Here is a 20,120-nt window from a genome sequence, read left to right on the forward strand (position 1 = left end):
GGGGTTGTTCTTCGTGAGCAATCCCCCGATGCGCCGATTTTCAACACATGGCTCAAGTCACACTCTCCAACGTTACCAAGCAGTTCGACGACGGAACTGTTGCTGTCAACTCCGTTTCCTTCGATCTTCCCGACGGAAAATTTCTGGTGATTGTTGGCCCTTCCGGCTGCGGCAAATCAACCACACTGCGGATGATTGCCGGCCTTGAAACCGCCACCAGCGGCCAGATCACTATTGGCGGGCAAGTGGTGAACAACGTCCACCCGAAGGACCGCGACATCGCAATGGTCTTCCAGAACTACGCACTCTATCCCCACATGACCGTCCGCCAAAACATGGAGTTCGCGCTGAAGATGCGGAAGGTCCCGAAGGCCGACCGCCAACGCAGGGTGATGGAGGTTGCCCGAATGCTGGAACTTGAACCACTGCTGGAGCGGAAGCCAAAAGCCCTTTCCGGCGGGCAACGCCAGCGCGTGGCGTTGGGGCGCGCAATCGTCCGCAATCCCAAAGTTTTTCTGTTCGATGAACCCCTCTCCAACCTTGATGCCAAGCTCCGAAGCCAAACCCGTGCCGAGCTTCAGAAGCTCCATCACCAACTGAACGCCACCAGCATCTACGTCACCCACGACCAAGTGGAAGCCATGACCATGGCGGACCAGATTGTGGTGATGGATGGCGGGAAAGTGCAGCAAATCGCCAGCCCGCTGGACCTGTACAACCGCCCCGCAAACCGGTTCGTGGCCGGATTTATCGGCACCCCAGCAATGAATTTTTTTGAGGGAAAAACGGAAACCGAAGGGGAGCAAACGTGGTTTGCCGAGCAAGGGGAAAACGGGCTGCGGATACCGCTGGAACAAAGCCCCGAGGCGATGGCGCGTGCGGCCACGCTGGGGGTCCGCCCCGAGCATTTTTTGCTGACCGAACCGGGCGACCAGTTCGGGTTTGCGGTGACGGTGCAGGTGGTGGAGACGCTTGGCAACCAGACGCTGATCCACTTCCCAACCGGAGGTGGGATGGGAGTTGCAGCAATCAGCCCCGACCACGAAATCCGCTACGGGGATCAAGCCTGGCTGCGCGTTCAAAGCGATCGGGTGCATCCGTTTGCCGCCACCGGGGAACGGCTGTAGCAATCCCCACACCGGCTTCCCAGCAATGAACGGCTGTCCCCATTTCTGCGCTCTGTTGTTTCCCCCTTCTGTTCCCCTCCTTTCCTGTTTCTTTGCTCCGTAATGAACCAACCGCTGCCAACGCCCAAGCCAATTCCCGAAGGGCGCGCCTTGCTTCGCCGCCCTTCGCTGGGGCGGATTCTGCAAGGGGTGCTGGCGGTTGCCGGGATCGGGATGTTCGCCTACTTGGCCCGCAACGTCAGCTTTGCCCACGTTGCCGATGCGGGAACCTCACTGCTGGTGCTGGCATTGGTGCTGCTGATCCTGACCGCCATTAACTACTCGCTGGATACCCTCAGTTGGTGGCTGGTCTGCGGGGAAAAACGTCCATCCTTCCTGTCGCTAACGGCCATCCGGTTGCGGTGCGAGTCGCTAACGAATATCCTTCCCGGGGGGGCGGTGATCGGCGAGCCGATGAAGGTGATGCAGCTGCTGCGCGCCACCACCATGACCACCGCCGAAGCCACCACCAGCTTCCTGCTGGCAAAGTTTTGCATCATCATTGGGCAAGTCCTGTATGTGGTGATTGGGGTGCTGTTCAGCTACGCGGTGCTTAGCGGGCGCGGGGAAGCAACGTTCGGAACGGAGCACTTCGGGCTGCTGGTGCTGGGGGCTGTGGGGGTGATTCTGCTGCTGCTGTTGGCGCTGCTTGGCGCAATGGTCTGGTTCCAACCGATGCTCCGCTACTTGGTCCCAACCGAGCGCGAAGGGCGTTGGGGCGACCTTTGGAACCGCCTTGTTGCCGAAGCCCACAGCATCGAGCAACTGGTTGCCGTCGCCGGGCGGAAGCAAGGGGGGAAGCTGGCCGCCGGGGTGTTCTGCGGGTTCCTTTCCTGGTCCCTGAACGGCGTGGAAGCGTATCTGATCCTCCATTTTCTTGGGGTTGATTCCACCTTCACGCAAGCCTTCGCCATTGATGCCGTCAGCTGCGTGATTCGGATGGTGATGTTCATCCTTCCAATCGGAATTGGCGGGCAAGATTGGGCAATCACCGGCCTGATGACCGTGCATGGAATCGCCAACCCCGTTGGCGCGTCGGCCCAGCTGGCGGTGGTGAAACGTGCGCGGGAGTTTGTGGTGGTTGGCGTGGGGCTGGCAATGCTGGCGTTTTCCCGAAACGCCCGCCAAACATCCGCAACCCCGCCCCCTTCCGCCAACCCGAAATCTCACTCAGCTTCTGGCAATCAAGCTGCTCCTTCTTCTCCTTCCTCCCCCAATTCGTAAGCGGGGAAAAACTTCCGCACCTGCAATCCCACCTGCACCAATGGCCGGTTCTCCGTTGTAGATTCGGAGGAACAGAGAAGGGCTTCGCAAACCATTGCTTGCGTCTCCTTGATGTTCCCATTCAACCATTTCCAACCGAATTGCCATGCGTTCCATCAACCCTGCCACAGGCCAGCAGATTGCCGAGTTCCCCGAACTGAAAGAGCGCGACATCCAGACGAAAATAGGGGTGGCCGCTGCCACCTTTTTGGGGTATCGCCACACCACGTTTGCCAAACGGGCCGAGTGGATGCGCCGTGCGGCAATGCTGCTGCGGATGCGGAAAACCAGCTATGCCGAAATCATGGTTCGCGAGATGGGGAAAACCATTGTTGCGGCGGAATCGGAGGTGGAGAAGTGCGCGTGGGTTTGCGAGTTCTATGCCGACCAAGCAGAGTTTTTCCTGAGCGACCAGCAGATTGACACCGACGCTTCCCGCAGCTTTGTGACCTTCCAGCCGCTGGGCGTTGTGCTGGCGGTGATGCCGTGGAATTTCCCCTTTTGGCAAGTCTTCCGGTTTGCCGCTCCGGCACTGATGGCCGGGAATGTTGGGCTGCTGAAGCACGCCGCCAACGTGCCGATGTCGGCGCTGGCTATCCAGGAGGTGTTCCTCCATGCCGGATTCCCGGAAGGGGCATTCCAGACGTTGCTGGTGAAATCGCCTGCGGTGGCAGCAATCATTGCCGACCCACGGATTGCCGCCGTCACGCTGACCGGAAGCGAAGGGGCAGGGCGAAGCGTGGGGGAAGCCGCGGGGCGAAATCTAAAAAAGGTGGTGTTGGAGCTTGGCGGAAGCGACCCGTTCATCATCATGCCCAGTGCCGACATCGCGGCGGCGGTAAAAACCGCAGTGACGGCGCGCACCCTGAACAACGGCCAAAGCTGCATTGCGGCCAAGCGGTTCATTGTCCACACCGAGGTGTTCGACCAAGTGGAGCGGCAGTTTGCCGAAGGGCTGGCGGCCTTGAAGATTGGCGACCCGATGGAGCCTGCGGTGGAGATTGGCCCGTTGGCACGCCCAGAGTTTGTGGAGGATCTGCACAAGCAAGTCACCGCCACCGTTGCTGCGGGGGCGCGGTTGGTGACGGGGGGGAAGAAGCTGGGCGGGCCGGGATATTTCTACCCCCCCACGCTTCTTAGCGACGTACGGCCGGGAATGGCGGCGTTCGATGAGGAGACGTTTGGGCCGGTTGCCGCGCTGGTTCGCGTGCCCGATCTGGATGCGGCGATTGCGCTGGCCAACAACTCGCGGTTCGGCTTGGGAGCCGCGGCCTGGACCGCCGATGCGGGGGAGCAGGAGCGGTTCATCCGCGAGCTTGAGGCGGGGACGGTGGCAATCAACGGCATGGTGAAATCGGACCCACGCCTGCCGTTTGGCGGAATCAAAGCCAGCGGTATCGGGCGTGAATTGGGCGAATTCGGAATCCGCGAATTTGTGAACGTGAAGACGGTGGTGGTGGGATAGCGGTGGAGCCTAGGTTAGCCTTAATGGCCTCAGTACTGGTAGTGCCTTGTGCTTCTCCCGTGCTACCCTTTGGTGTTAGCAGGCCAACTCTGATGTCGCCAAGTTGGCTGCCACAACGCAAGTGCCCAATCCTTCCCATTCACCGTTCTCAATAATCAATTCCCAATGCCGAACCGACTTCTTCACGAACGCTCCCCCTACCTTCAGCAGCACGCCCATAACCCGGTGGATTGGTATCCGTGGGGGGAGGAAGCGTTTGCCCGCGCCCGAAGTGAGGGGAAACCAATCTTCCTTTCCATCGGCTACTCCACCTGCCACTGGTGCCACGTGATGGAGCGGGAATCGTTCGAGGACCAGGAGACCGCCGCGATGATGAACGAGCGATTCATCAACATCAAAGTGGACCGCGAGGAGCGGCCCGACGTGGACCATATCTACATGACCGCGCTTCACTCCATTGCTGGGTCCGGAGGGTGGCCGCTGTCGGTGTGGCTAACGCCGGAGCTGCTGCCGTTCTACGCCGGAACCTACTTCCCACCACGCCCAGCTTATGGCCGCCCCAGCTTCCGCGACGCGCTTCGGGCGTTAAGCGATGCTTGGCAACACCAACGGGAGAAGGTGCTGGATTCCGCAACGGCGATTATCGAGGCGGTGGAGAAAATCTCGCTGATCCAAGCCGATGGCGGCGTGGCCCCGCTGCTTCCCATTGCCGAGCGTTGTTTCCAACATCTTCAACGGAGCTACGACCCGAGGCATGGCGGGTTCAGCGGGCGGCCAAAATTTCCGCAGCCAAGCATCTTGCAATTCTTGCTTCGCTATCGCCACCACGTGGGGAACGCGCCTGCCGTTGACCAACGTGCGGAATCCGCGCTGGCCATGGTCCACCACACCCTTCGCTCGATGTCTGGCGGGGGGATGTACGATCAACTTGGCGGCGGATTTGCCCGATACTCGGTTGACGAGGAGTGGCGCGTTCCGCACTTCGAGAAAATGCTGTACGACCAGGGGCAGCTTCTTTCACTTCTTGCCGACACCTACCGCCTGACGCACGACCCCGAGCTGGCAAGGGTGATTGGCCAAACAGCCGACTATCTGGAACGCGACATGACCGCCCCGAACGGCGCATTCTACTCCGCCGAAGATGCCGACAGCGAAGGGGAGGAGGGGAAGTTTTACGTCTGGACGATGGAGGAGCTTCGCGCAGCGTTGCCGGATCGGGAGCTTGCCGCTGTGGTGAGGTTTTACGGGATTGAGGAGGAAGGAAATTTTGAGCATGGGAAGAACGTGCTGCACACCAGCGCAACCCTTGCGGACGTTGCCGAAGCGTTGGGAACAGATATTCCTGAAGTTGAGCAGCTGCTGGCCACGGCGCGGGAGCGGTTGTTCCAATTGCGGCAGCAGCGGGTCCGGCCCCACCGCGATGAGAAGATTTTGGCGGCATGGAATGGATTGGCGATTGGCGGGCTTGCCAACGCCGCCGCCGCGCTTTCCCAACCACGCTTTGCGGCAATGGCCGAACGCGCAGCAAGGGCCGTTCTGGAAACGATGATGGTGGATGGAAAACTGATGCGCCGTTGGAAAGATGGCGAAGCGAAGTTCGCGGGATACTTGGACGATTACGCCTTTGTTGCCGCAGGGCTGATTGAGCTGTACCACGCAACGCTGAACCCAGAGTGGCTGCGCCATGCCGAGCAGCTGACCCGCCTTGCCGACCATCTGTTCCACGACGACGTTGGCGGCGGATACTTCATGGCCAGCGGTGGCGATCCCGCGATTCTTGTTCGGCCAAAGGTGGACCACGACGGGGCCGAACCGGCAGGGAACAGCGTCATGGCGATGAACCTTTTGCGGCTTGGCAGATTGCTGGGCGACCCGCATCTGCTTGGCCGTGCCGAGCGGACCATCCATCTTTTCCTGAACCGCGTTGCTGATGTTCCGATCATGATGCCGCTGATGTCGGCGGTGGGGTTGGCGCTTTCGGCACCGCCGCGCCAAGTGGTGGTGGCCGCCGGGGCCGATCCAAGCGAAACGGAAGGGTTGTGGCAGCAGGTCCAACAGGCATATCTGCCCGATACTCAGTTGCTGCTGGTCCCCGATTCTGGAGTTGACCCGTGGCTTGCCGAGCGGGTCCCAACCCTTTCCGGGATGCGCCCGATTGAGGGCCACGCGGCGGTCTATGTCTGCGAAAACTTTGTGTGCCACGCTCCCTCGCGCACGTTCAGCCCGTAGCGGTTCCAGTGTGCCGGGGTAGCGGCAGGTCTTTAGCCTGCCGAGTGCTAGCGGAAGAAGATGACGCCGAAGGCTAAAGACCTTTTATCAATCCCGACGAAGGTCGGGACGGCTACCGCCGTTGGCGGCTGGGCTCCGTCGCGCACGTTCAGCCCGTAGCGGTTCCAGTGTGCCGGGGTAGCGGCAGGTCTTTAGCCTGCCGAGCGCTAGCGGAAGAAGATGACGCCGAAGGCTAAAGACCTTTTATCAATCCCGACGAAGGTCGGGACGGCTACCGCCGTTGGCGGCTGGGCTCCGTCGCGCACGTTCAGCCCGTAGCGGTTCCAGTGTGCCGGGGTAGCGGCAGGTCTTTAGCCTGCCGAGTGCTAGCGGAAGAAGATGACACCGAAGGCTAAAGACCTTTTATCAATCCCGACGAAGGTCGGGACGGCTACCTCCGTTGGCGGCTGGGCTCCGTCGCGCACGTTCAGCCCGTAGCGGTTCCAGTGTGCCGGGTAGCGGCCCCGATCTTTATCGGGGCCCTGTGACCAAACACCGAAGATGACACCGAAGGCTAAAGACCTTTTATCAATCCCGACGAAGGTCGGGACGGCTACCTCCGTTGGCGGCTGCGCTACTGGCGCGTACGTTCAGCACCGGTGCGGGGGGGGAAATAAAAACAGCAGGTTCGCGGCGAAGCATGGAGTCTGCTTGGCGTGCGAACCTGCTGTTGGTCATCGTACCGCAATGATGCTGCGGCCATGCGTGGCGGGTGGGGATTACTGAATCACCCGCATCTCCACGCGGCGGTTGGTGCGGCGGGCCTGATCGCTTGTTCCGGAAACCAGGGGTTTCCGTTTGCCGAAGCCTTTGGTCTCCATTCGCGCCCCTTCAATTCCGGCATCCAGCAGATACTGGCGGACCGCCGCCGCGCGCCGTTGCGACAGCGCGTCGTTGTAGTCGTCGGTCCCCTGGTCGTCGGTGTGTCCTTCCAACGAAATCCGCATATCGGGGTTGCTTTGCATGAACTCCGCAAGCCGCTCCAATTCCGAAACTGATTCCGGCAGCAGGTCGCTCTTGTCGTAATCGAAAAGGACCATCAGCCGAACCATTCCCCCCGCAATCGGGCTAAGGGTGATGTCCTTCTCAATATCCTGGCTTAGTCCGCTGGTGGGGACCTCGTACCGCTCGGTGTAGAATAGATATCCGTTCCGCTCGGCAGTGATGGAGTATTCGCGCCCGGCCACCAGCGTGGCAAAGTATTCGCCGTTGATGTCGTCGCTGCGGAGCCGCGCCACCTGCTGGTTGGTTTTCAGATCGGTGATGGTAATTGTGCTTCCCAGCGGTGCTTTTGTGGTTGCGTCGCTGACCACGCCATGAACGTTCACCACGGCCTCGGACGGGAACGGGTTTGGGGAAACAAGATAGATGTCAAGCCCCCCCGCGCCGCCGCTGCGGTTGCTGCTGAAGAACGCACGGTCGGCAGTGCTGAGCGCGGTGTAGAAGTACTCATCCGCTGCGGAGTTAATCGGCGACCCCATGTTCTTCAGCCCGCTGAATCCGCTGTTGCTTGCCTTTGCGGTGTACAGGTCGAACCCGCCTTGCCCACCCGGGCGGTTGCTAGCAAAGTAGAACGTTTTGTTGTCGGGCGCCACGCTTGGGGAAAGGTCATCATCGGCGGTGTTGATGGTTGTGCCGGCGTTCGTTGCCACGCCCCATTTCCCGTTGACGTAGCGGCTGATGTAGATATCCACCTTCCCGCTTCCCCCCGGGCGGTCGCTGGCAAAATAGAGTGTGCGCCCGTCGCTGCTAAGGTAGGGGTGCGAGTCCCAGTATTCGGAGTTGATCTCCGGCCCAAGGTTTTGGATGTTGGTCCACACGCCGTTGATTTTTTGGGCGGAGTAAAGGTCGGTGCGCCCTTGCCCATCCACCGGATTGTCAAGCGAGCTAAAGATCATCAGCTGGCCATCGGGGGTTAGGGTTACGGTTCCGTTTTCATCCCCTTCGCTTAGCTCGGGAATTTCGGTGATTGCCCCCCACCCGCTGGAGTTCCGCTCGGCAGTGAAAACCCGTTGGTTGCCGTTGCTGCGCGAGGTCAGGTACATCACCCGCGAGTTCCCCGCGAACGTGGAAGCGAAGTCGTCGCGGGTGGTGTTCATGTTCAACGATGTCACCGTCTGGCCATGAACCGATGCCGTTGCTGCAATCGCCGCCAGCAGCAAAAAGAATTTGCGTAGCATGATACGTGTTGGGAATTGGTTGTCGGGAATGTCAAATGCCGAATGTTCCGATGAGGGGAAGTCGCTTCCCCCCCCCTGGCTCCTTACTTCGCTTTCACCAGCTTGATTGGCCGCTGGCTGCCCCGTTGCGAGCCAAGCGCAAGATAATAGATGCTGGCGGGTTGCAAGCGCAGGTCTATCATCTGTTCGTTGGCGGCCACCGGAATTTCCATGATGGCTTTGCCAAGATAATCGTAGATGATCGCTTTCTCACCATGGGCCAGCGTTGGCACGGTTAGTTGGAACATCCCATCGTCGCTGATGGATGCCACGCTTGGCAAGGCCGGGTCTGCGGGCTGATCGGTGGTTTGCGGAACTGCCGACGGGACGTATTCCGGCAACAGCGTCTCCCAAGCCCCCCGCCCGAACGTTGCGGCCCGCAGCTTCCCCGATGCCTCGTGGATTTCCAGATCCGTCACCGGAACAATCGGCATTCCGTCGTTGAACGGTTGCCATGCCGAGAAGGAGCGGAGCAGGTCCAGATAGAACACGCCAAGATCGGTCCCGACGTACAGCCCGCGCCCACGCTTGGTGTCAACCGCCACGCAGTTGGCCGGGACGTTCGGCAAATTGCGCGAGATGTTCAGCAAGGTGTGGGTGGAAAGATCGTAGGCGTAAACTTTTGAGCCAGCGTTGTAGCCTGATATGGAGATGAAAAGCAGCCCCGGGTTCTCCGGGTCCACGGCAATGTAGGTGATGGACTCACCTTCGGAAGCAAAAGCGTTCAGGTCCTGCCAGCTTTGGCCACCGTTGGTGGTGACGGAGATATCCTCGAAGGTGGCAACGTAGATCACGTTCGGATTGGAGGGGGCAATCGCCAGCGAGCGCAGGTTCAGCAGAAGCGGGTTCCCTTCGCTGTCGGTCTTGAACCGGCTGAAGACCTGCGGCGAAATCGCCTGCCAGGAATCCCCACGGTCGGTGGTTTTCCAGACCTGGTTCATCCCCACGTAGAGCGTTTTGGAGTCGAACGGGTCCATCGCATATGGCGTCACCCACGCCCCTTGGAAATCCTTGCCGTAGCCGGGGATGTTTGCGGAGATTATGGTAATGTCGTTCGTGTCATCCGGATCGGCATAGCGATTGTAGGAGCGGTAAATCTTTCCGTTGGCGTAGGACCCATACATGATGTTGGGATCGGTGTGGTCAATCACGCAATCCATTCCATCGCCACCGATTGCGGTTTTCCAGACCCCGTTTTGCAGCAGCATCGTGGTGTTATCTTGGTGCCCGGCAATGATCGTTCCTTCCTCTTTGGCGGACCCGGCAATGCGGTAGATCTGGCCAATCTGCAAGCCGCTGCTAAGGTTATGCCAGTTGCGCCCGCGGTCGCTGCTGTACCACAACCCGCCGTCGTTGCACTCGAACAAATATTCCGGTTTCAGCGGGTGGAATTTCAGCCAGTGCTTGTCGGCATGGGCCACGTCGGTGGGGTTGGGAAGCATGGAATGAATCTCCGGGTGGTCGCTCCAGACGTTCGATGTCTCCCAGTTCAGCCCGGCATCGGTGGTGCGCCACGTGTTCACCCCGCCCACGTACATCTCGTACGGTTGTTGTGGTGAGATGGCGTAGGCAAGGTCGTACTGCCCCTGCCCTGTTTGGAAATCGTACCCGGCCATTCCGTGATACCACCCCAGCAAGTTTGGCCGCCCGCGAAGGGTATCGGGAATGTAGCCGGAATTGAAATTGATGCCGGTATTCAGCGAAGCGAAGATGCCGTACAGTCCCAGATGCTTCCCTGCGCAAAGGATGTCCACGCGGTTTGGCTGCGCCGGGGTCACGCCGATTTTCATCCGAATCACATCCTCCAGATTCACCGTGGGGATCCACGTCATCCCGCCATCTTCCGAGCGGTAGAAGGTGGCGGCAGTGGTCCCGTTGCGCGGGTCGTTGTAGCTGGTGGCATAGACGATTGCTGGGTTGGTGGGGTGGAACTCGATATCCATCATGTAATCGGCCAGGGTCAGGCCCCAGGTTGCGCCGCCGTCAACGGTCATGTACATCCCGGCCGAGGTGGCCGCCAGCAGGACGTTCGGGTAGGCGGGGTTCATCGCCAGCCGCCGGATCAGCACCGATTGCTGCACGGGGATCAGCAATCCGGTGGTTTCCCACGTGTAGCCGCCGTTGGTGGTCCGCAGCACGCCGATGCTTTTGGTGTCCCCTTCCTGTTTCATCCCCGTCAAGCTGGTAAGGCTTCCCATATCTCCATCGCCGGTGGCAATGTAGATGATGTTGGGATCGTTCGGGTGCACGGCGATATCGCTGACCCCCAGCACCGGAAGGTTATCGGTGATGGTTCGCCACGTTGCGCCGAAGTCCGTGGTTTTCCAAAGCCCGCCACTAGGGGAACCTACCCAGAAAGTGTTCGGGTCGGTGGGGTGGAAGGCGATGCAGTTCAGCCGCCCAAGCCCGTTCCAGCCGCGTGCCGGCGCGGTGGTTGGTCCCAGCGGTTTCCATTGCCCCGCGCTGTTTGCGCTGCTTGCCAGCACCGCTCCGTTTTTCTCCACGTAGCGTTCCCACTCCTTCCAGTCGTGGTCTTGGGCGGGAAGTTTCCCGCCGTTCCCCCATGTCCGTTGCTCCCAGTACCATTCCCACCGTTTGAACTGCTTCCACCCGCTCCCTTTCTTCCCAACTTTTTCCGGATGGGCCTGGAAGTAATCGTTAGCGGCTTGTTGAATTTGCGGCACCGTTAGCGCGCCATTGTTGTGCGGAAGAAACTCCGAACGCAGAAACGCCTGGCCAACTGCCGCAACGGTGGAAACCACCAGCGCGATCGCAAGCGTAAACACTGCGCGAAACGTAGAGGAAAGGAAGAACGACACGGGACACCTCGGTTGATTACGTTGATTTATTGCCGAAGAACTGATGCAACCATACCAAGAGGGGAAGGGGAAATCACTACGGAAAAACTACGGAGGAGGGAAAGGAGGTAGGAGATAGGCCAGGAGGAGCCTGCTGCAAGATAGAGTAAAACCGGGCGGGAATCACCCAGCCCGGCGCAGTTCGTGCAGCAGTTCTTGCAAGATGCTTTGCAAGGCGGCGCGGCTGATCGTCAGCTCGCCGCGCTGCAGGTGCCGAAGGCGGAACAGCGTGCTGGCCCCGCCGCGTGCGTCGTACGGCTCGATAGAAAGATCACCGTAGCCCATGTCGTAATGGTGGCTTTCGCCGCGCAGATAGGCCTGCACCTCGCGGATTTCCGCAATGCCCATCACCGGGGCCAGCATCTGCCACAGTTGGTCATTGTTCTGGATGGATGTTTTCTTCTTCATGGGTTGTTGGTTCAATGCCGTTACGTTGGTTGTTTCCTGTCCCCCCGGGGGGGAAATGCTGCTTGCTATTCTTCCTCGGCAATTCTTAGCCGGTAGCCAACCCCAGGCTCGGTGATAATGTAGCGTGGGTGGGTGGCGCTATCCCCCAGCTTGCTGCAATGATACACCCACTCTGCTCTTCCACAATACGCAGAACGCGACGCGCGTTCCCCAACAGCGCGATGGTGATGTTTGCGTCAATCTGCCGTGGCGCAAGCCGGTGATGGCCCGCCGCCAGCAACCGGCGCGGCGGCGTTGCAGCCGTTGCGATTGCCGGACCAAACCCTTCAGCGATTTCTATCTGAACAGTCTTCATGGGCGGAACCCTTGTGTGTGTGGGGGCGTATCCCTCTGCCGCCAACCACAACGGCAACTTGGCAGGAAAAGTATCAGAGGGGTATAAGAAGTTGGGGGGGAAGCGTAAAGAATGCGTAAAGAGGAAGGATGCGTTGCGGGTGGCGGGTGGGGTTGTATTTTCGCGCCCCACTTTCCCCAACCCTGGTGGGGGCAATGTGGTGGCGGGGCTTCCCAACCAGGCACAACAGGAACCAAACCGAAAAATCAGAATGATAGATATCCCATCCATCCTTTCCGCCGAGCTTGGCTTGCAGGCTTGGCAAGTGCAGAATGCGTTGCAGCTTCTGGACGAAGGGGGAACGCTCCCCTTTATTGCCCGCTACCGCAAGGAGCGCACCGGCGAGATGAATGAAATTCAGCTTCGCGACCTGTTTGACCGATTCGCTTATCTGACCGAGCTGCAAGAACGGAAAGAGGCGATCCTTGCCTCCATTGCCGAGCAAGGGAAGCTCACCGATGAGCTTCGAAAAACGATTGAAGCCTGCTTGGTGAAAACAGATTTGGAGGACCTCTACCTCCCTTTCAAGCCCAAGCGCCGCACGCGCGCAACCATCGCCCGCGAGAAGGGGCTGGAACCCCTTGCCCAGCGGATCCGCGACCTGAACACCGCCGCCGCGCCGCACGTTCGGTTGGACCAGGAAGCCACCCCGTTTATCAGCATAGAGCATGGCGTGATGACCGCTCAAGAAGCACTGAAAGGGGCCGCCGACATCCTTGCTGAAGAAGTTGCCGAGCGTGCAGGGCATCGCGCTTGGATCCGTGAGTTCTTCCTGCGCGAAGGGGCGTTTGTGACGAAGGTGAAGGACGCCTTCCCAGAGGGGACCACGAAGTTCGAGATGTACCGCCAGTTCCGCGTTCCGGTAAGCCGGATTGCTGCCCACACGATGCTGGCAATGCGCCGGGGGGAAGAAGAGGAGGTGCTGACGTTGGAGCTTCAGTTCGATGAGGAGGGCATTCTTGCATACTTGGGCACGCAGGAGATAAGAACCCGCCAACTTGAATTGCGCGAGTTCCTGGAAGCGATGCTCCGCGATGCCTTCCAGCGGCTGATGCGGGCATCGCTGATTGGCGAAGTTCGGTATCAGCAGAAGCAGGTGGCCGATGCCGAATCAATCCGAACGTTCGAGGAAAATTTGCGGAACCTTCTGCTGGCAAGTCCTGCCGGAATGAAGCCGACGCTTGGCGTAGACCCCGGGTTCCGCACCGGCTGCAAAATCGCGGTGATTGATGGCACCGGCCAGCTGATAGAGTACCGCACAATCTTCCCCCACCAATCCCAGCGCGAGCGCGAAGCCGCCGGGGCAACCGTTCGCACCCTGATAGCCCAGCACGGAATCCAGTTAGTGGCCGTTGGCAACGGAACCGCAGGGCGCGAAACCGAGGCATTCCTGCGCGAGGCGTTGGACGCATCCATTCCGGCGCGGGGAGCGGTGGGGTCAGCAGTGGTGCCAGCGGTGGTGCCAGCAGTAGTGATGGTAAGCGAATCGGGTGCCTCGGTCTATTCCGCCAGCGAGGTTGCCATCGAGGAATTTGCCGAGCTTGACCTTACCGTGCGTGGTGCGATTAGCATCGGGCGGCGGCTGCAGGATCCACTTGCGGAGCTGGTGAAGATTGACCCAAAGTCAATCGGCGTTGGCCAGTATCAACACGACGTTGACCAACGGTTGCTGAAAAAGAAATTGGAGGAAACGGTGGAAGGGTGTGTGAACCATGTGGGGGTGGATCTGAATCTGGCCAGCAAGGAGTTGCTGGGGTATGTTGCCGGCATCACCCCCAGCGTGGCCCGCAGCATTGTGGACCACCGCAACCGCTTGGGCGCATTCCGCAACCGGCGCGAGCTTCTGAACGTGCCCCGGTTTGGAGCAAAGGCGTTCGAGCAAGCCGCAGGATTCCTGCGGATTCGTGGTGGCGACGAACCGCTGGACAACACCGCGGTCCACCCCGAGCGGTATGCCGTGGTGGAGCGCATGGCCGCCGATTTGAACATCCCGTTGCCGGAAATCACCCGCGTGCCCGAGCGATTGAAATCCCTGGATTTGCAGAAATACATCACCGACGATGTTGGCCAGCCAACCCTGCGCGATATCCTTGCCGAGCTTGAAAAACCAGGCCGCGACCCACGCGCCGAATTCCGCTACGCCAATTTTTCCGAAGGGGTAAAAGCCATTGCCGATTTGAACGTTGGGATGGAGTTGGAAGGGGTGGTGACGAACGTGGCAAACTTTGGGGCGTTTGTGGACATTGGCGTGCACCAAGATGGACTGGTGCATATCTCACAACTTTCGGACCGGTTTGTGAACGATCCCAAAACAGTGGTGCATGTTGGGCAAGTGGTAAAAGTTCGGGTGCTGGAGGTGAACGAACAGTTGCGCCGAATCAGCCTAACAATGCGCAGCGGCCAAGCCCCGGCCCGCTCCAACGCCCCACGCGCACGGGAATCCCAGCCAGCCCAACGCCCTTTTACCGTTGATGATTTGAAGGCAAAGTTTGGGAAGGGATAAGTGGACGAATGCTTGAAGGGGGTAATCGCCACTGCGCGATTGCCCCCTGATTGGCATCCCCCCCTCCCTCCAATTTCTGCTGATTCCCCGCAGGGTCTTAATTCCCCTGCTCCACCAAATACCGGTAGGCCACCCATGCCATCAGCGCGCTGCCAACGGGAAGGATGCTTTCGTGGATGGTGAATTTGGGGTTGTGCAATCCCCCCATGCAGCCTTGCTCGCGGGTTCCCGCGCCAATCCACCAGAAGGTCCCGGGGACTTTCTCCAGATAGTAGGCAAAATCCTCCGCGCCCATCATCGGCGGGGCATCGAACACCGCTTGCTGCCCCAGCATCTGCCGCGCCGATTCCTGCGCGAACTTCGTGGCCCAGGGGTCGTTCTGCAACGCCGGGTATCCAAGCCGGATTTCCAAATCGTACTCCGCCCCGTTCGTTAAGCAAACCCCTTTCAAGGTGTTCTCGATCATGGCGTGTGCGTTGCGCCGCCATTCTTCGTTCATGGCCCGCAGGGTGCCTTCAATTTTCACCTCATCGGGAATGATGTTCGTTGCCGATCCCCCCTGAATCTTTGCAATCGTCAGCACTGCCGGTTGGAACGGGTCCACGTTCCGGCTCACGATTTTCTGGAGCGATGTCACCAGCTCGCACGCGGTGATGATGGGGTCCACCGACAGCTGTGGCATTGCTGCATGGCCGCCGCGTCCGCGAACGGTGATGTACAGTTCGTCGGCACTGGCCATCATGGTCCCCGGGAAAAATCCGACGGCACCGGCCGGGGCCATTGGCGCAACGTGCTGGCCAAAGATCGCATCCACCGCAGGGTTCTGCAGCGCGCCGTCGGCAATCATCACCGAGGCTCCCCCTGGAAGTTTTTCTTCGCTTGGTTGCAGCAGGAACTTCACGGTCCCGGGAAGTTGGTCGCGGATTTCCGAAAGGATCATTGCCGCGCCCAACGCCATGGTGGTGTGCGAGTCGTGGCCGCAGGCGTGCATCTTCCCGGGGTTGCGGCTGGCAAACGGAAGCCCCGTTTCTTCGTGAATTGGAAGCGCGTCCATATCGCCACGCAGGGCCACGCACTTGCTTGCTTCGGTGGTTGCCCCGCCGCGCAACACCCCCACCACTCCGGTTTGTGCAACCCCGGTCAACGTCTCAATTCCCAACTCCCGCAGCACCGATTGCGCCAGTGCCGAGGTCTCATATTCCTGGAACGCAAGCTCTGGGTTTGCATGAAGCGTCCGGCGGATTTCCACAAGGCGTTCGTTGCGGCGCATGGCGGCGGCAAGAAAATCGGATGGAGTAAGATTTGGCATGGCAGCGTTGATGATTGTGCACAGTTGATTGATTGGAACCCGGGCAAGATACACGACAGCGAGAAAAGAGCAGATGGGGTGTGCTGCTCTTTTCCCGCTGCTGAGTGGGAAGGGGGGAAGGGAGACACGTCAAAACACCGAAGCCGCAAAATGCTGGGCGCACCCATTACCACGCGCCGTTCCCGCGGATCACCACTCCAATGGTTTTTATCAAGATCACTAGGTCCAGCCAGAACGTGCGGTTGCAGATATGCAGCATATCAAGCATCACCCGTTCGCGGAATCCCAGTTTGCTTCGCCCGCTAACCTGCCACAGCCCTGTCAGGCCCGGGCGGACGGATTGATAAATGGCAAGTGCGCTGCCGTAGCTTTGCGATTCGTGCGGAAGGATCGGGCGCGGGCCAACAATGCTCATCTCGCCCCGCAGCACATTCCACAGCTGGGGAAGTTCATCGAAACTGGTGCGGCGCAGGAACCGCCCGAACGGGGTGACGCGAGGGTCGTTCCGGAGCTTCCGGTAGGTCTCCCACTGCAACCGGGCCAGCGGGTTATCGCGCAGGTGGCGGCGCAGCACCTCATCGGAATCGGGGTACATGGTGCTGAACTTCAAGCAGGTAAACCGCTTCCCGTGGCGGCCAATCCGTGCGTGGCGATACAACGGCACGGTTCCGGTTTGCAACAAGCGAAGCCAGATAATGGAGAGGAGCGGGGCAAGCAGCAGCAGCAGCGATGCCGACACGGTAACGTCGAACAGCCGTTGCAGCAGTGGGTGATGTGGGGCGGGGCTGGCGGTGTTGATGCCGGAAAGAATCGCCCACAAGGCGTTCTGTTCCAACGAATGCTCCAACGATTGTGGCGCAGCGTTTTCGGGCAGGTGTGGGCGTGCGGAACCCTTGCGTGCGGGCGCAGAAATGGTTGACATACCTGGTACACTGATTGAAGGAATCACGCTTCCGGCGGTTTGCCGGCGATTGCGGGCGCAGATGCGTGCGATGTGTGCAGCAGGTAAATATCAGTTCCGTTAGTCTGCGATCCAGAATTTGTGCGACAATGGGGAAGTTGAGCGGACGCTCCGTTGTACTAACACAGGAATTGCCCCAAATGTTAGCAGACTGATGCAGTTCCCTTAACATTTTTCTGCAATCGCTGCCGGAACCTCTCGTCTTCGGGGGGGCACTGATGTGCCGAAACAATGATGCTACTCATCAACCGCAGGCGCAGCGGTCCAAACACTGAGCGTCCTTCCATAACTCATACCGTATGATTGATTTTGCACGCGGCGTTTGCCGTTGGGTTCCGCCGATTGTTGCTGTGATATTGCTGGCTGCTGCCTCCGCCACCGCGCAGCAATCGGCCATTGTTCGCGGCACCGTGGTGGATTCCGCCACAACCAACCCCACGCCCGGGGCGCGGGTTTCGGCGCGCAGCCTGCGCGACACCGCTACAATCATTGCCGGGGCCATTGCCGACCGCGCCGGAAATTTCAGCGTGGAGCTCCCTTCCGCGGGCGGCTACCTTCTGCAGATCACCTCCGTTGGCTACCAGCCGCGGAGCGTTGTGGCGCGGGTTGGCGGCGGCGATCTCCAGCTTGGACGAATCGTGCTGGCCCCCCGCGACGTTCAGGGGAATGAGGTTGTGGTCAGCGACCAACGCCTTGCCGCGGTGCAGAATGGCGACACCACCGAGCTTGACGCAAAAGCCTTCAAGACCGCGCCCGATGCCAACGTGGAGGACCTTGTGCGGAAGATGCCAACCATCACCATGCAGGATGGAAAGATCAAAGCGCAAGGGGAAGATGTTCAGAAAGTTCTGGTGGATGGCCGCCCGTTTTTTGGCGACGACCCCACCGCAACCATGCGGAACCTTCCGGCCGAGATGGTGGATAAAATTCAGATTTACGACCAGCAAGGGGATCAGTCGCAGTTCACCGGGTTCAACACCGGGAACTCCAACAAAACCATCAACGTCGTCACCCGCCCCACCATGCGGAACGGCCAGTTCGGCAAGATCTACGGCGGGTACGGCTTGGATAACAAGTACAAAGCTGGCGGGAATTTCAGCCTGTTCAATGGCGACACCCGCATCTCCATCATTGCCCAAACCAACAACGTTAGCGAGCAGAATTTTGCGATTGAAGATATCCTGGGCGCGATGGGCGGCGGCGGCGGAATGTTCGGCGGTGGAATGGGGCGAGTGATGATGGCCATGGGTCGCCCGCATGGTGGCGGAAGCAGTGGTGGTGGCGGCGGGCGTTGGTCAAGAGGGGGCGGGGGCATCAGCGATTTCCTTGTTGACAGCCGCGAGGGGCTTTCCACAACCCATGCCGCGGGGGTGAATTACTCGGATCGTTTCGGCAGCGTGGCCGATCTGACCGCCAGCTATTTCTTCAACCTTACGAACACCGAATCGGAGCAGACACTGCTGCGCCAGTACGTTCTTCCTTCGGCCAGCAACCAGCGGTACAACGAGCAGAACAACAGCGAAAGCGACAATATCAACCACCGGTTCAACGCAAAATTGGATCTGCGTTTGGACTCGCTCAACTCCATTACGCTCCGCCCCCGGCTTACTTTGCAGCAAAACGATGGAAGCAGCAGCCTGCGTGGAAACAACAGCGCGGGCGAGGTCCAGACCGGAGCCAGCAACAGCACAACCGCTACCGATTTAACCGGCCTTTCCTTCTCGAACGACCTTCTGTTCCGCCACAGTTTTGGCACGCCGGGGCGGACCTTCTCGGCAAATCTTTCCACCAGCTACAACAGTAACATCGGGACCAGCAACCAGCGTTCGGATAACAGCTTCCTGCAGCCTTCGCCATCGTTCGACACGCTGATCCAGAATGCGGACCTGGACAAAAACGGGTGGTCGGCATCGGGGAATCTTTCTTACACCGAGCCGCTGGCCACGGGGATGGGATTGCTCTTCAGCTACGCCCCTTCGGTGTCGGTAAGCAACAGCGACCAACAGACGATGTCGCCGTTGGATGGTGGGACCGTGGGGGAGTCCGCAATGGTGCTGGATTCCGCGCTTAGCAGCCGCGCCGAATCGCGCACCACAACGCACACCGGCGGGGTGACCTACCAGTACCGCGATTCAACGTGGGAACTGAGTGCCGGGGCTTCCTACCAGTGGTCCGGCTTCCAGTATGATGACCAATTCCCGATTCCGTCAACGGTGGAGCGCACCTACGGGGACCTGCTTCCCACCGCCTCGGTTCGCTACAACTTCTCGCGCGATGCAAGCCTGCGGTTAAGCTATCGCACTTCGGTATCAATGCCCGGGGTGGACCAATTGCAATCGGCGTTGAACAACAGCAATCCACTGCTGCTAAGCATCGGGGACCCGTCGTTGCAGGAAAGCTACCAGCATAATCTGTTCGTGCGGTATTCCTCCACCAACGTCCCGTCGGCCAGCAACTTTTTTGCGATGCTGGGGGGAAGCCTTACCAGCAGCTACATCGGCAACCAAACGATTATCCCCACGCGGGACACAACGTTGGCCAATGGCGTGGCGATTCAGCAAGGGGCGCAGCTGACGCAGCCGATAAATCTGGATGGCTACATCAGCGCACGCTCGTTTGCCAGCTACGGCTTCCCGGTCAGCTTCTTGAAATCGAACCTGAACTTGTTTGCCTCGGCCAACTACACCCGCACCCCTGGTATCATCAACAACGTGCAGAACGATGCGCACGCCCCTTCGGTCGGGATTGGCGTGGTGCTAAGCAGCAATATCAGCGAGGCGGTGGATTTCACCATCTCCAACAACTTCACCGGCAACCTTGTCCGCAACTCCGTTCGCCAGGACCAGAACACCGAGTACACCAACAACATCGCACGGGCGCGGCTAAGCTGGACCCTGTTCGAGAATGTTGTGCTGGGGACCGACCTTACCCACCAATCGAACAACGGTCTGGCCGAAGAAAACAACGGCGATTATCTTCTGTGGAACGCCAGCTTGGGGGTGAAGTTTTTGCCGGAGAATCGTGGCGAGCTGCGGCTGGCGGTCAACGACATCTTGAACCAGAACACCAGCGTCTCACGCACGGTGAACGATGCCTATATTGAGGACCTGAAATCAACCGTCCTGGGCCGTTACGCGCTTCTGACGTTCACCTACAGCATCCGTAATTTTGGCGGCATGAGCTTGCCCACCCCCTTCCCTCCGCCAGGTGGCGACGCACCGCCACCACCGCCACCAGGGCGGTAATCCGCGGCGGTAATCCGCCGGAAGGCCGAAGGGGGGAAAACGCAGAGAACAACCAAAGCAT

General features: G+C 59.7%; 13 protein-coding genes. 6 read left to right on the forward strand and 7 right to left on the reverse strand.

Annotation, left to right across the window (positions count from 1 at the left end; genetic code table 11):
- Nucleotides 1-47: 47 nt before the first annotated feature.
- The 4 genes from ugpC to IPM61_09980 all read left to right on the forward strand — a co-directional run bounded on the left by ugpC (nucleotide 48) and on the right by IPM61_09980 (nucleotide 6,123).
- Nucleotides 48-1,127, forward strand: coding sequence for a sn-glycerol-3-phosphate ABC transporter ATP-binding protein UgpC (ugpC, locus tag IPM61_09965; GenBank protein ID MBK8911640.1), 1,080 nt, complete (start codon nucleotides 48-50; stop codon nucleotides 1,125-1,127).
- A 102-nt stretch (nucleotides 1,128-1,229) separates the two neighbouring features.
- Nucleotides 1,230-2,390 carry a flippase-like domain-containing protein gene (locus IPM61_09970; GenBank protein MBK8911641.1) on the forward strand — a complete coding sequence of 387 codons (1,161 nt, stop codon included), beginning with the start codon at nucleotides 1,230-1,232 and terminating at the stop codon, nucleotides 2,388-2,390.
- 139 nt (nucleotides 2,391-2,529) lie between these two features.
- Nucleotides 2,530-3,894, forward strand: a complete 1,365-nt coding sequence (locus tag IPM61_09975; protein ID MBK8911642.1) for an NAD-dependent succinate-semialdehyde dehydrogenase — start codon at nucleotides 2,530-2,532, stop codon at nucleotides 3,892-3,894.
- 165 nt (nucleotides 3,895-4,059) lie between these two features.
- Nucleotides 4,060-6,123, forward strand: a complete 2,064-nt coding sequence (locus tag IPM61_09980) for a thioredoxin domain-containing protein (GenBank protein MBK8911643.1) — start codon at nucleotides 4,060-4,062, stop codon at nucleotides 6,121-6,123.
- A 567-nt stretch (nucleotides 6,124-6,690) separates the two neighbouring features.
- Here IPM61_09980 and IPM61_09985 read toward each other — a convergent pair.
- The 5 genes from IPM61_09985 to IPM61_10005 form a co-directional block, all read right to left on the reverse strand.
- Nucleotides 6,691-6,840: a hypothetical protein gene (locus IPM61_09985; protein MBK8911644.1), complete on the reverse strand. Its 150-nt coding sequence runs from the start codon at nucleotides 6,838-6,840 to the stop codon at nucleotides 6,691-6,693.
- A gap of 41 nt (nucleotides 6,841-6,881) precedes the next feature.
- The gene (locus tag IPM61_09990) at nucleotides 6,882-8,342 is read right to left on the reverse strand and encodes an OmpA family protein (protein MBK8911645.1); all 1,461 of its coding nucleotides are present in this window, start codon (nucleotides 8,340-8,342) and stop codon (nucleotides 6,882-6,884) included.
- Nucleotides 8,343-8,425: 83 nt separating this feature from the next.
- Nucleotides 8,426-11,200 (reverse strand): hypothetical protein, encoded by a 2,775-nt coding sequence (locus IPM61_09995; protein MBK8911646.1) that lies wholly within the window; start codon nucleotides 11,198-11,200, stop codon nucleotides 8,426-8,428.
- 162 nt (nucleotides 11,201-11,362) lie between these two features.
- Entirely contained in the window at nucleotides 11,363-11,647 is a 285-nt protein-coding gene (locus IPM61_10000; protein MBK8911647.1) for a hypothetical protein, read from the reverse strand.
- Between the two features lie 85 nt (nucleotides 11,648-11,732).
- Nucleotides 11,733-12,002: a hypothetical protein gene (locus IPM61_10005; GenBank protein MBK8911648.1), complete on the reverse strand. Its 270-nt coding sequence runs from the start codon at nucleotides 12,000-12,002 to the stop codon at nucleotides 11,733-11,735.
- Nucleotides 12,003-12,252: 250 nt separating this feature from the next.
- Here IPM61_10005 and IPM61_10010 point away from each other — a divergent pair, with 250 nt between their 5' ends.
- Nucleotides 12,253-14,544: an RNA-binding transcriptional accessory protein gene (locus tag IPM61_10010; protein ID MBK8911649.1), complete on the forward strand. Its 2,292-nt coding sequence runs from the start codon at nucleotides 12,253-12,255 to the stop codon at nucleotides 14,542-14,544.
- 97 nt (nucleotides 14,545-14,641) lie between these two features.
- On the opposite strand, the gene IPM61_10015 is transcribed toward IPM61_10010, so the two are convergent.
- Together IPM61_10015 and IPM61_10020 are read right to left on the reverse strand one after the other, a co-directional pair.
- Nucleotides 14,642-15,814, reverse strand: coding sequence for an amidohydrolase (locus IPM61_10015; protein ID MBK8911650.1), 1,173 nt, complete (start codon nucleotides 15,812-15,814; stop codon nucleotides 14,642-14,644).
- A 205-nt stretch (nucleotides 15,815-16,019) separates the two neighbouring features.
- Nucleotides 16,020-16,775, reverse strand: coding sequence for a sugar transferase (locus tag IPM61_10020; GenBank protein MBK8911651.1), 756 nt, complete (start codon nucleotides 16,773-16,775; stop codon nucleotides 16,020-16,022).
- Between the two features lie 338 nt (nucleotides 16,776-17,113).
- Between IPM61_10020 and IPM61_10025 the strand changes: the two genes are divergently transcribed.
- Nucleotides 17,114-20,059: a TonB-dependent receptor gene (locus tag IPM61_10025; protein MBK8911652.1), complete on the forward strand. Its 2,946-nt coding sequence runs from the start codon at nucleotides 17,114-17,116 to the stop codon at nucleotides 20,057-20,059.
- The last annotated feature ends 61 nt before the right edge of the window (nucleotides 20,060-20,120 follow it).

Source organism: Chlorobiota bacterium, from assembly GCA_016710285.1.
In the GTDB taxonomy this organism is placed as follows: domain Bacteria; phylum Bacteroidota; class Ignavibacteria; order OLB7; family OLB7; genus OLB7.

What these genes read in the sequence shown, in the direction of transcription:
- ugpC (MBK8911640.1), top strand. Translation starts at nt 48, where the DNA reads ATGGCTCAAGTCACACTCTCCAACGTTACCAAGCAGTTCGACGACGGA.
- IPM61_09970 (MBK8911641.1), top strand. Translation starts at nt 1,230, where the DNA reads ATGAACCAACCGCTGCCAACGCCCAAGCCAATTCCCGAAGGGCGCGCC.
- IPM61_09980 (MBK8911643.1), top strand. Translation starts at nt 4,060, where the DNA reads ATGCCGAACCGACTTCTTCACGAACGCTCCCCCTACCTTCAGCAGCAC.
- IPM61_09985 (MBK8911644.1), bottom strand. Translation starts at nt 6,840, where the DNA reads ATGACCAACAGCAGGTTCGCACGCCAAGCAGACTCCATGCTTCGCCGC.
- IPM61_09990 (MBK8911645.1), bottom strand. Translation starts at nt 8,342, where the DNA reads ATGCTACGCAAATTCTTTTTGCTGCTGGCGGCGATTGCAGCAACGGCA.
- IPM61_10000 (MBK8911647.1), bottom strand. Translation starts at nt 11,647, where the DNA reads ATGAAGAAGAAAACATCCATCCAGAACAATGACCAACTGTGGCAGATG.
- IPM61_10005 (MBK8911648.1), bottom strand. Translation starts at nt 12,002, where the DNA reads ATGAAGACTGTTCAGATAGAAATCGCTGAAGGGTTTGGTCCGGCAATC.
- IPM61_10010 (MBK8911649.1), top strand. Translation starts at nt 12,253, where the DNA reads ATGATAGATATCCCATCCATCCTTTCCGCCGAGCTTGGCTTGCAGGCT.
- IPM61_10015 (MBK8911650.1), bottom strand. Translation starts at nt 15,814, where the DNA reads ATGCGCCGCAACGAACGCCTTGTGGAAATCCGCCGGACGCTTCATGCA.
- IPM61_10020 (MBK8911651.1), bottom strand. Translation starts at nt 16,775, where the DNA reads ATGTCAACCATTTCTGCGCCCGCACGCAAGGGTTCCGCACGCCCACAC.
- IPM61_10025 (MBK8911652.1), top strand. Translation starts at nt 17,114, where the DNA reads ATGATTGATTTTGCACGCGGCGTTTGCCGTTGGGTTCCGCCGATTGTT.